Annotated in this window: 6 protein-coding genes; 5 read left to right on the top strand and 1 reads right to left on the bottom strand. The window is 65.9% G+C overall.

Annotated elements, in window-relative coordinates; translation table 11 throughout:
• Positions 1-3: 3 nt before the first annotated feature.
• Complete coding sequence (locus SP6_RS10665) at positions 4-2,271, top strand: FdhF/YdeP family oxidoreductase (RefSeq protein ID WP_007404971.1); 2,268 nt, start codon at positions 4-6, stop codon at positions 2,269-2,271.
• Positions 2,272-2,331: 60 nt separating this feature from the next.
• Here the strand turns inward: SP6_RS10665 and SP6_RS10660 are convergent, their stop codons facing one another.
• A complete protein-coding gene (locus tag SP6_RS10660; protein ID WP_007404969.1) occupies positions 2,332-5,256 on the bottom strand; it encodes a TonB-dependent receptor plug domain-containing protein in 2,925 nt (974 codons plus the stop codon).
• Between the two features lie 267 nt (positions 5,257-5,523).
• Between SP6_RS10660 and SP6_RS10655 the strand changes: the two genes are divergently transcribed.
• From SP6_RS10655 to SP6_RS10640, 4 genes are all read left to right on the top strand, one after another.
• Positions 5,524-6,117 (top strand): RNA polymerase sigma factor, encoded by a 594-nt coding sequence (locus SP6_RS10655; protein ID WP_007404960.1) that lies wholly within the window; start codon positions 5,524-5,526, stop codon positions 6,115-6,117.
• Positions 6,114-7,049, top strand: coding sequence for a FecR family protein (locus SP6_RS10650; protein WP_007405025.1), 936 nt, complete (start codon positions 6,114-6,116; stop codon positions 7,047-7,049). Before SP6_RS10655 ends, SP6_RS10650 begins: the two co-directional genes overlap by 4 nt.
• Before the next feature lie 105 nt (positions 7,050-7,154).
• Entirely contained in the window at positions 7,155-10,019 is a 2,865-nt protein-coding gene (locus tag SP6_RS10645; protein ID WP_007404965.1) for a TonB-dependent siderophore receptor, read from the top strand.
• Positions 10,016-12,064, top strand: coding sequence for a glucosidase family protein (locus SP6_RS10640; RefSeq protein ID WP_007404916.1), 2,049 nt, complete (start codon positions 10,016-10,018; stop codon positions 12,062-12,064). The genes SP6_RS10645 and SP6_RS10640 overlap by 4 nt, the downstream gene beginning before the upstream one ends.
• The last annotated feature ends 29 nt before the right edge of the window (positions 12,065-12,093 follow it).

Below are 12,093 nucleotides of genomic sequence, written 5' to 3'. Positions count from 1 at the left end.
AATGTGACGGATGAACGCATCGACGGCGTAAAGGACTATGGCGGCCCGGCGGGCGGCTGGGGTGCGCTGCGCGCCGTCGCGGCGGCGGTGCGCGCGCAGATGGCGGATGCCCGCGCGCTACTGTCGGTCAACCAACCCGACGGGTTCGACTGCCCGGGCTGCGCCTGGCCCGACCCGCGCGAAAGCTCGTCCTTCGAATTCTGTGAGAATGGCGCCAAGGCGGTGACCTGGGAAGCGACCGCCAAGCGCGTCGACCCCGATTTCTTCGCCCGCCATTCCGCCAGCGAATTATGGACGTGGAGCGACCATGATCTGGAGGGGGCGGGGCGGCTGACCGATCCGCTACGCTACAATCCCGCGACCGATCGCTATGAAGTGATCGGCTATGACGAGGCGTTTCGGCTGGCGGGTGAGGCGCTAAAACGGCTCGACCATCCCGATCAGGCGGAATTCTATGCCTCGGGCCGCACTTCCAACGAAGCGGCGTTCCTGTGGCAACTCTATGTGCGGGCGTTCGGGACCAACAATTTCCCCGACTGCTCCAACATGTGCCACGAGGCGACCAGCACCGGGCTGCCCCAGTCGATCGGTATCGGCAAGGGCACGGTGACGCTCGAGGATTTCGAGCATGCCGATGCGATCTTCTGCATCGGGCACAATCCCGGCACCAACCATCCGCGCATGTTGTCCTCGCTGCGCGATGCGGCGAAGCGTGGCGCGGCGATCGTCGTCGCCAATCCGATGAAGGAGCGCGGGCTGGAACGCTTCCAGTCGCCCCAGCATGTCGGCGACATGGTGCGCCCCGGAGGCGTGCCGCTCGCCTCCGCCTATCATCAGGTCCGGGTGGGCGGCGACATGGCGATGCTGAAGGGCATGATGAAGGCCCTGTTCGCGATGGATGCCGCCGATCTGGCGGCGGGCGGGGCGGGAGTGCTCGACCGCGCGTTCATCGCCGAACATACCACGGGTTTCGACGCGCTGGCCGCCGACATCGCCGCGACCGACTGGGCGGAGATCGAACGCCGCTCCGGCCTGCCGCGCGCCGAGATCGAGAGCATGGCCGACACCTATGCGCGCGCCGAGCGGGTGATCATCTGCTATGGCATGGGCATCACCCAGCATCGGCACGGCACGCACAATGTGCAACAGATCGCGAACCTGTTGCTGCTACGTGGCAATTTCGGGCGGCCCGGCGCGGGCATCTGCCCCTTGCGCGGGCACAGCAACGTGCAGGGCGACCGGACCGTCGGCATCACCGAACTGCCGACCGAGGCGTTCCTCCAGCGGCTGGATACCGCCTTCGGGATCAGCAGCCCGCGCCGTCACGGCCATAATGCGGTCGAGGCGCTGAAGGCGATGCGTGAGGGCCGGTCGCGTGCGATCCTGTCGCTCGGCGGCAATCTGGCCGTGGCGATGCCCGATCCGGAGGCGTGTTTCGAGGCGTTTCGGGCGATGGACCTGTCGGTCACCATCGTCACGAAGTTCAACCGCACCTGTCTGCTTCAGGCGCGCGAGACGCTGGTGCTGCCCTGTCTCGGCCGTACCGAACAGGATATGCAGGACAGCGGCCCGCAGTTCGTGACGGTCGAGGACTCCATGTCGATGGTCCATGCCTCGCGCGGTCGGCTCAAGCCGGCGGCGGAGGGACTGCTGTCCGAACCGGCGATCGTGGCGGGGCTGGCCAAGGCGACATTGGGCGAAGGGACGATCGACTGGGACGCGATGGTCGCCGATTATGATCGCATCCGTGACAAGATCGCCGAGGTCTTTCCCGACTTCGGCGATTTCAACGCGCGTGTCCGGCAGAAACATGGCTTCCGGCTGACCGTGGGGCCGTCGAACCGCGTCTGGAATACGCCCGACGGAAAGGCGCATTTCATCGTCCATCCGGATGCGGACGGTGCGGGCGGCAATGCGGATGCGCCGCTGGTGCTAACCACCATCCGCAGCCACGACCAGTATAACACGACCATCTATGGCCAGAATGATCGCTATCGCGGCATCACGGGGCGGCGGGACGTGGTGTTCGTGAACCCCGACGATCTTGCCGAGGCGGGGCTGCGTCATGGCGACCTGATTGACGTGGTCGCGGGTGCCGGACGCGTTCTGGAGCGGCAGGTGGCGGTGGCGCACAGCATCGCGCGCGGATCGGTCGCCGCTTATTATCCCGAGGCCAACCACCTGATCGCGCTGAACGATCACGACGCCGAGAGCGGCACCCCGTCCTACAAGTCCATCCCCGTCCGCCTGCGTCGGGCCGTCGGCGGCTGATGGCGTTTCGCCAAGGATGTCGCCGGCACGCGGCCGGCAACATCCCTGTTCGCACGACGCTCAGCGCGTGAAGCGTAGCCCCACGAAGAAGGTCCGGCCGATCACGTCATAGACACCGGCCTGATAGCTCAGCTCGAAATTCGCGCCGCCGGCTTCGGCTCCCGGAATGCGCGGCGGCTTGCGGTCGAACGCATTGTTAAGGCCGCCCGACAGCTCGATATTCTTGGTGAGGCGCACCCAGCCAAAAAAGTCGTTGTAGAAGACGTTGGGCGTGAAGGTCGGATCATATTTGGCCGAGGTGATGGTGGTCGCCGCCTTCATCGGCGAGAAGTGGCGCAGCGTCCAGGTGGCGCCCCAGGTCGGTTGCGCATAGGTGGTGCGGATCACGCCCTTCCAGGTCGGGCTGCCGAAGACGCCGCGATATTCGGTGATCGTGTTGGGATCGCTGGGGTCCAGCGTGTAGCGGCGGTTGAGCAGCCGCGTGTAATTGGCGTTGATCGACAGCTTGCCGGCATCCGCTCCCAAGCCCAGCCGCTCCAGATCAGTCGCATAGTTCAACCCGAAGTCGATACCGCGCGTCAGATATTGGGCGAGGTTCAGCTTCTGGGTAACGACCGACTTGATGTTGTTGCCCGCATCGCGGGTCACCAGCGAGCAAAAGACGTTGGTCAGGCTCGGCTGGTCGACGCATTTGTCGATGATCGTCTGTGCGCCAAAGGCATCGATCGCGTCGCGCAGGTCGATATCGTAATAATCGACCGTCAGCGAAAGCCCTCGGATGAAGCGCGGCTCCAGAACGCCGCCAACCGTCAGGGTACGTGCGGTCTCGGGCTTCAGTGCCAGATTGCCCTTCGAGATGATGTCGCGGTAGATCCAGTAGTTGTTGAGATCGGTCGGCTTGATCGCCGCGCAATTCGCCGCCGTATATTGCGTACGCGCGATACGGTTGGCGAGATTATAGGCGTTGCAGGGGTCGGTCACCCACATGCCGCCGATGCTGCTCGCCGTGAACAGCTCGCCGATATTGGGCGCACGCACCGCCTGGCCATAGGTCGCGCGGAAGCGGATGTCGCGGATCGGTGCCCATTCGCCGCCCAGCTTCCAGGTCGTGGTGTGGCCCGCCGTGCTGTAATCCGACAGGCGCACTGCACCGTCCAGTGACAGCCTGTCGAAGAAGGGCGTGTCGCGCAGGATCGGGGCATGGACTTCGCCATAGGCTTCCTTGACGTTGTAGTTGCCGATCAGCGGCATCTGCGTCACGCCCAGCGTCGGATCGTAGCGGGGGCTGTCGGCATTATATTCGGGCGCCACGCCGATATCGTTGCGTTCCTTGCGATATTCGGCGCCGATCACCGCCTGCACCGGACCGCCGGGCAGGTTGAACAGTCCCCCCGAGATATAGCCGGAGACGACCTGCTGGGTCATGACCGACTTCGCCCAGTTCGACGTGTACTGGATATAGTTGATCATCGGCTGGGTCAGCCGGACGAACGGATTGATCGGCACACAGCCGTCATTGGGCGTGGTCAGCGTGCTGCGGCAGATCGGATTGCCGGCCGCGTCGGTGGTCGAATCGAGCCCCTGATACCAGCGGGTATAGGAGGTGGCATTGAAGTCGCGCACCTGCTGTTCGGAACGGCCATAGGTATAATAGGCCGTGTAGTTCCACGGATGCGCGAACAGGCGGAAGTCGCCCTCGGCGCCGGCCACCGCCTGGATGGTCTTGCGGCGATACTGGGTCTCGGGCGTGCCGACCTCCAGCACGCGCCGGGCGAAGTTTATGCCACCGTCTGGCACCGTACCGCCCGCCGCCGCGACCATCTGCGGCGTGATATAGGGGCTGTCGGCCGGAACCGCGTCATAGCCGAAGGCGGTCAGCGGGGCATAGGCCGCCGTCGAATAGTTGCGCGCGAAGCTGACATTGCCGAACAGCTTGAACGCCTCGCTGAAATCATAATGGCTGGCGATCCGGCTGGAGAAGCGCTCCGACGGGACCGACAACAGCCAGCCGTCATAGCGACCATGATATTCGCTGCCGTCCCCCGCCAGCAGCGTACCCAGCGCCTCGCTGGTATTGGCCATGTTGACGACGCGCGGGTTGAGGAACCCCTGCGGCCCCAGATTGGGGGCGCGCAGCGTGCCATTGGCGGCAACGGCGTAAAGCTGCTCGTTGAGGATCAGTTGCGCCGAGTCCGACGTGTAGATGTTATAGTTGCCGTCGAAGATCGTGTATTTGTCGGTCGTGTTGCGCCGTGCATAGTAGGGATAGCCCTGCGCGGTCCAGGGGCGGTCCGCACCGCTTATCCCTTCCGGCACGTTGTCGTAAAAGGCGTAGAAGGTCACGTTGCCGCGATTGTCGGCGAAATTGGTGCCGGCCAGCAGGTCGAACCCATATTGGTTCATGTCGTTGCGGGTCGACGCATTGTAGCGGACGTTGGATTCCAGCCCCTGATAATTCTTCTTCAGGATGAAGTTGGCGACGCCCGCCACCGCGTCCGCGCCGTAGAGCGCGGAGGCGCCGCCGGTCACGACCTCGACCCGCTCGACCAGGCTGGAAGGGATATTGCTGAGGTCGACGGCAGAGGTGCCGGGGATGGCGGGCACCTGGCGATGGCCGTCGACCAGCACCAACGTACGCTGCGTGCCCATGCCGCGCAGGTCGAGGGCATTGATGCCCGCATTGCCCGCCAGATTGCTGGTCTGGTTGGTCTGGGTGATCGCCAGCGCGGGAAGCTGGTTGACGACATCGGTGATCTGCTGCGACCCGACCGTCCGAATGTCGGCGGCGGTCACGACCGCGATGGGGGCGGGACTGTCCTTTGCATCGCGACGAATACGCGAGCCGGTCACGAGAATCTCGCTGTCCTCGGCCTTTGCCTCGGTTTCCGATGGCACACGTGTTTCCGTCTGGGCGCACAATTGCTGCGCAAAACAAGCGCTTCCCAGCATCAAGGCCGCGCGCAATGCCGTCTTTCGATCGATCATGTCCCTAACCCCCATATGTTGTATTTAGTATACAAAATATGTCGACGGGTTTTCTGTCAAGTGACAAGCGGGCGAAATGGGCAGATACCTATAGCGCACAGACGGTCAGGAAAGCGGCTGTCCGATCGATAGGTCGGTCCCTGCTGGAACCTTGCGCCCGACAATCAACGGCTTGGCGAGGCTCGTCCGCGCTCGGCTGGTCGCAAATTTGCGGCCAGGCTCGACGGAAATGCTTCGCTGCTTCATCTTGGCGTGTGAGGGGAGCCAGTGAGTTCGGATCAGCTTGTCGCCTGGGTCGGTCGCCATATCCTGCCGCATGAGCGGCGGTTGCGCGTCTGGCTGCGTGCGGCATTCCCGGCGGTGGACGTGGACGACGTGGTGCAGGAAACCTATTGCCGGATCAGCGCGCTCGATCGGTTCGAGCATATCGACGACCCCCGCCGCTATTTCTTCCATGCCGCGCGCAACGTCGTGCTGGAGCAGATTCGCCGCGAACGGGTGGTCAGCATCGACGCTGCCAGCGGCTTGGCCGAGTTGGATAGCGCCCCGGATCTGGGCCAGTCGCCCGAGGAGATCGTCGCCGGGCGGCATATGCTTGCCCGGATCGAACGGCTGATCGACGCCTTGCCCGACCGTGCAAGACAGGTCTTCCGGCTGCGCAAGATCGATGGCGTGGCGCAGCGTGACATTGCCCTGCAGTTGCACGTCCCGGAGACGGTGGTCGAGAATGACGTAGCGCGGGGCCTGCGGCGTATCCTCGACCAATTGACCGAGGGTGAGAAGGCCGAACTGCCCATCCGGCGGCGGCGGGATGCGCTGGCGCGCCCGGATCGCGATCGGGGGAAGGGGCGCTGGCGATGATCGACGACATCGCCTGCCGCTGGGCCGCCGCGCTCGACCGGGGGCTCGATGCCGCGGAAGAGGCGAACCTGTCGGCCTGGCTGGAGGAGGATCGGCGGCATCGCGGCGCGCTGCTGCGCGCGACGGCGGCGCTCAGTCTGCTCGATCGCGGGCGGGCGCTGTCGGGCGTCAGCGACGGGGTGCCGGTTCGGCAGGACCGGCGCCGCTGGTGGCGTGTCAGCGGCGGGGCGATGGCGGCGGCGCTGGTCGCGGCGGTGGGGCTGGGGCTCTGGCCCGATGGGGGCGAGCGGATCGACACGCGGATCGGCGAGATCCGGCGGATGCCGCTTGCCGACGGGTCGGTCGCCATGGTCAATAGCGGCACGACGTTGCGCGTCGCCTTCACCCCCACCGAGCGGCATGTCGAGGTGAGCCGGGGCGAGGCGTGGTTTCAGGTCGCGCACAATCCGGCGCGCCCCTTCATCGTCGCCAGCGGTCCGTTCCGCGTCCAGGCGGTCGGCACCGCCTTCGATGTGCGGCGCGAGGGCGATGCCGCGCAGGTCGTCGTGACCAAGGGCGTCGTCAAAATCTGGTCGGTCGATAGCGGCCGGCCGCCGAAGCATGTCGCGGCCGGCCAATGGGCGGTGCTGCGGCAGGGGGACGCGGTCACGCCCAAGGCATTGCCGCCACAGGCATCGGATCAGCAATTGGCCTGGCGTGAGGGGCGGATCGTGCTGGACGACATGACGCTGGGCGCGGCGGTGGCGGAGTTCAACCGATACAATGTCAACCGACTGGAAGTCGCGCCACAGCTTGCCGGACGGCGGGTGGTGGGCTGGTTCCGCATCTATGACGTCGACGGCTTCGCCTCGGCGAGTGCGGCGATGGTCGGGGGCCGCGTCGAGCATGTCGAGCGACCGGGCGAGGGCGACGTCACCCGCATCCTGCCCTGAAAAAAATCCTTCGGAAAAGCGACGGCGGCTGACGGAAATGTCGTGGCCGATCATCCTTGGATCAGCGCCGTATGAAGCGCGTCAAAAATTCAAGGGAGGGGTGCCTTGCGCAACAGCCATATTCTCAGCGTGTCGATGGTGGCGATCGCCGCAGTCATCGCGTCGCCCGCCGTCGCCGCCCAGTCGACCGTCCGCAACTTCAACGTGCCGCGCCAGGCGGCCGCGACCGGCCTCGTCCGCTTCGCCCAGCAGGCGGGGATTCAGGTTCTGGCGCCCAGCGACGTGACGCGCGGCCAGACCGTCTCGGCCGTGAAGGGACAGCTCAGCATCGAGGAAGGGCTGCGGCGGCTGATCGGGCCCAGCCGCCTTCGGCTGATCTCGTTCGACGGTCGCACGGCAGTGATTGGCGCGGGCGGCCCCGGTGGGGTTCGCACGGTCGGCTATACCTTGCCGCAGGATATGGGCGCGGCGACAGGCGGAGCCCAGTCCACGACGTCGCCGACCGAAACCGCGCAGAGCGATGACGGCACGCAGAGTGAGATCATCGTCACCGGCAATACATCGGACCGGCGCACGCTGTTCAACTCCTCGTCCAACGTCACCCTGGCGAGCGCGGCCGATCTGCAGCGCAAGGCGCCGAGGTCGACGGCCGAGACGCTGGAGCTGGTGCCCGGCGTCTTCGTCGAGGGGACGGCGGGGCCGATCTCCAACAATTATTCGGTACGCGGCCTGCGCGGCGGTGGCCAGACCTTCATCACGCTGGAAGAGGACGGGATGCCGATCCTCTATGGCGGGGCGGGCGCCGATTTCTATTTTCAGAACGACATCACCATCAACCGCCTCGAAGCGGTCGAGGGCGGCACGTCGGGCGTGCTGGCCCCCAATGGCGCGGGCGCGACGATCAACTTCATCTCGCTGAAGCCCAATCACGACCGGGCGACCGCGATGGTCCGCTACACCGGCACCACCTATGGCGATCTGCGCGCCGATGGCTATTTCTCCGCGCCGATCGCCGATGGCTGGGCGTTCAACGTCGGCGGCTATGTCACCTCGCAAAAGGGGGTGCGGCGCACGCCGTTCACCTTCAACGCCTATGACGTGAAGGCGATGTTGGAGAAGAAATTCTCCAATGGCGGGCTGGTGCGCTTCACCGTCAAACATGGCGACAAGCATTTCCCCTATTATGCGGACATGCCGTTTCGCGTGTCGGCCAGCGGCGACATCACCAGCGTGCCGGGCCTGGACCTGAAGCGTGACGATGTCGGCGGTCGCGGCTTCACGCAGTTTCTGGTGCCCAATGCGCCCGCCACCGGCGAGAGCCTGCGCCGGTTCAGCTCGGCGGACGGCGTCCATGTGAAGGCGACGACCTATCGCATCGATGTCGAAGTGCCGGTCAGCCCCAGCGTCCGCCTGTTCGGTCGGGCGCGTTATCTGGACGGGTCCTATGACTTCAATGGCATCTTTCCGGGCAGCGGATCGGGAACGGCGGGCCTGACCTCGGCGCTCAACTATCTGACGCCTGCGTCCTCGCCGCTCGCCGGGCTGACCCCGCTTCAGGGTTCGCCGCTGACCTATTTCCAGGTTGCCGCACTGCGCTTCCCCGGCGTCGCGCAATATGGTCTGCGCAATATCCGCACGGGCCAGGTGATCGCCGCGTCCAATACCGCCGCGCTCAATGGCCTCAACGGCAACGGCCTGTTGCAACAGACGGTGCTCAACCACCAGACGCTGGCGACCAAGGATTTTGGCAGCGACTTCGGCGTGAAATGGGATGCCGGGGGCAGCAATATCGACAATTCGCTGACCGTTGGCGGCATGGTGTACAATGTCCGTCGCCGCAACAACCAGTCGGCGGTTGCGACGGTGCTGAACGATGTCCGCAACGACTCCAACGTCTATGACATGGTCGCGCTGAACGCGGCGGGCGGCGTGCTGGGCTCGTTGACCAACAACGGCATGGTCAATTACGGCAATTGGGGCCAGGGCCTGTTCAACGACGAGGTCACCTCGCTCTCGGCCTATTTCAACGACGAACTGACCATCGGCGACAAGCTGCACATCGATTTCGGCGCGCGTTACGAGCATCAGCATGTTCGTGTCGACATCGGCGATACGGCTGCGGTCAACGCTGCGGTGCCCGCTGGCACGCCGGGCCTGTACGACAATGTCGGCAGCACGTTCAGAGGCACCTATACACGCCAGACCGCCAATTATTCCGACTGGGCTTATACGGCGGGCATCAACTACGAGCTGACTAACCATGTCGCGCTCTATGTGCGCGGCGCGCACGGTTTCCAGACCAATGGCGGCGATACGGGCGGCACCCATGCGCCGACCGGGCTGACCCTGTATGAAGGCGGCGTGCGGTTCAAGGCGACCGGATTCAACGCCTCGATCATCGGTTTCCGGACCGAATTCCGCAATCAGAATTACCAGTTCATCGACCCTGCCAACCCGGCGGTGGCGAGCAATGCGCTGGCCGACAACGTCACCAACGGCGTCCAGGTCGACGCCACGCTGCGCCCCGTCGAGTATTTCAGCCTGAACGTGCAGGGCGTCTATCAGGACCCCAAGCTGAGCAACCTGCGCTTCAACGGCGTCGCCCAGCCGCAATATGACGGCAATACGCCCGAGCGGACGCCCAAGAAGCTGTTGACTGTCACCCCGTCCTTCATCCTGCCCGGTGGGCTGGGCGAGATTTACGGCCGGTACAAATATATCGGCAAGATCTTCGCCGACAGCGGCAACGGCATCGCGCTGCCCGATTACGGCGTGTTCTCGATCGGCGCGAGCATCGACGCCACGCCGCGCCTGAACCTGTCGGTCAGCGTCGACAATCTGACCAATGTGAAGGGCTTTACCGAGGGCAATCCGCGTCAGGGGCAGACCCAGACCATCGTCGACGGCTATTTCTATGGCCGCGCGATCGTCGGCCGCAATGCGCTGTTCAGCGCGACCTTGAAGCTGTGAAGCGCCGGGCGGCGATCCGGCTGTCCTTGGGGCTGGCGGCGGTGCTGGCCCTGACCGGCACCGGGCGCGGGGCCGATCCGGTCGAGCGTTACACGGTGAGCGAGGGGCTGAACATCAACAGCTTCACGCGCGCCGGTCCGGTCGCGGCGCATGTCGTGCTGCGCTCGGGAAAGCAGCCACGCCTGCTGGTTGCTTTCCCGGCAGGCAATAGCGGCACCGCGCTCTGGTTCGAGCCGCTGGCCAGGGACGCCGAATGGCGGCTGGAGGGCGCGCCGCAGCCGGTGACGGAGCGCGACGCCAAGGGGCGGCCGCTCCACGGTGTCCGCTTCGCCGTGACCATCGCTGCGCCTCGCCTGGTGCCGCGTCAGGCCGTGCTGTCGAGCATCCGCGTCATTCGCGACTATCAGGCGCTGGGCACCGCCCCCGCCGAGGTGCTGACCCCGCCCCGGATCACGGCATCCGCGCTTCGCTGGTCGCGCGACCGGCTGGATGGCGCGCCGGGCTATGACCTGGCGATGACCGTCACGAATGGCCGTATCGCGGACGGCGCGATCCTGGCGGGGAAGGACGGGACGATCCGCTTCGCCGTGACCGCGCTGACCGGTGAGACGCCGCTGACTCCGCGCGGTGGTGCCCAACTGCTCAACGGCAAGGCGCAGGCGGATATGGGCGCTCGCAATGCCCTGACTTTCCTCAGCTATGCCGAGAAGTTTCTGGCGGGATCGTGGCGGTTCGACACCTATTTCGGGCGCGACACGCTGATGTCGGTGCGGCTGCTGATGCCCGCGCTGCAACCGGCGGCGGTGGAGACGGGACTGTCCTCGGTGCTCGCGCGCCTCTCTGCACGGGGTGAGGTCGCGCATGAGGAGGATATCGGCGAGTTCGCCATCCTCGACCATCGCAAGGCGGACGGTACCTCGTCGGATGCGCCGGTGTACAACTACAACATGGTCGACAGCGACTATATGCTGGCCCCCGTCGCGCGGGCATGGTTGCTCGATGACCCGCGCGGACGGGCCCGGGCGGCGGCGTTTCTGGCGCAGCGGGTGGACGGCGAGACGCTGGGCGCGCGGATGGTCCGCAACCTGCGCTTCGTGCTGCGACAGGCGACGCCCTTCGCGCGCGAGCCCGTGCCTGCGCACCTGGTCGCGCTCAAGCCCGGCATGGATGCCGGCGAATGGCGGGACAGCAACGACGGACTGGCGGGTGGCCGTATCCCCTATGACGTCAATGCCGTGTTGGTCCCCGCCGCGCTGGATTCGACGGCGGCCTTGCAGGCGAGCGGGCTGCTGCATCCCTATCTGGCAGCCGGCGATGCGAAGGACTTCGCCCAGGCGCGGGCCATCGCCGATGTCTGGCGGGCCAAGGCGCCGCCGCTGTTCGACGTGACGCTATCTCCGGAAGCGGCGCGGCAGTCGATCCGCCGCTATGCCCGAACCATCGGCGTGCCGGACGCGCCGGCGCTGGCGGCGATCGGGCGTGAGGCAGTCCGTTTCCCGGCCATCGCATTGGACGCGCAAGGGCGGCCGATCCCGGTGCAGAACAGCGATCCGGGCTTCGCGCTGCTCTTCGCCCAGCCGTCGGCGGCGGCTTTGCGGGTGATGGCGAGCAGCTTTACCGACGCCTTTCCGGCCGGGCTGCGCACGGGGGCGGGGATGCTGGTGGCCAACCCGGCCTTTGCCGACGAGGCGATCCAGCGCAAATTCTCGCCCAACGCCTATCACGGCACGGTGGTGTGGAGCTGGCAGCAGGCGCTGGTCGCCGCCGGTCTGGCGCGGCAGTTGGAACGGCGTGACCTGCCCGCCAATGTCCGTACCGCGCTCGCCCGCGCGCAATCCTGCCTGTGGGACGGGATCGAGGCGACGCGCGCCGTGCAGAGTTCGGAACTGTGGTCCTGGCGCTATGCCGATGGTCGATACCAGGTCCTGCCCTTTGGCGCGGCCGGCGCGGACGTCGACGAGTCCAACGCGGCCCAGCTCTGGAGCACCGTCTATCTGGCGCTGCGTCGCCCGGCCGGGAACGGGGTCGCGTGCTCCGCCGGATGACGCTCGCTCGGGCAGGGGTGATCGGATAG

The organism is Sphingomonas paucimobilis NBRC 13935 (assembly GCF_000739895.2).
In the GTDB taxonomy this organism is placed as follows: domain Bacteria; phylum Pseudomonadota; class Alphaproteobacteria; order Sphingomonadales; family Sphingomonadaceae; genus Sphingomonas; species Sphingomonas paucimobilis.
The sequence above is the reverse complement of the archived record's forward strand: the minus strand, read 5'-3'. Positions and strand labels throughout refer to the sequence as shown.

Coding starts and splice junctions, on each gene's coding strand:
- SP6_RS10660 (WP_007404969.1), bottom strand. CDS start 5,256: ATGATCGATCGAAAGACGGCATTGCGCGCGGCCTTGATGCTGGGAAGC.
- SP6_RS10650 (WP_007405025.1), top strand. CDS start 6,114: ATGATCGACGACATCGCCTGCCGCTGGGCCGCCGCGCTCGACCGGGGG.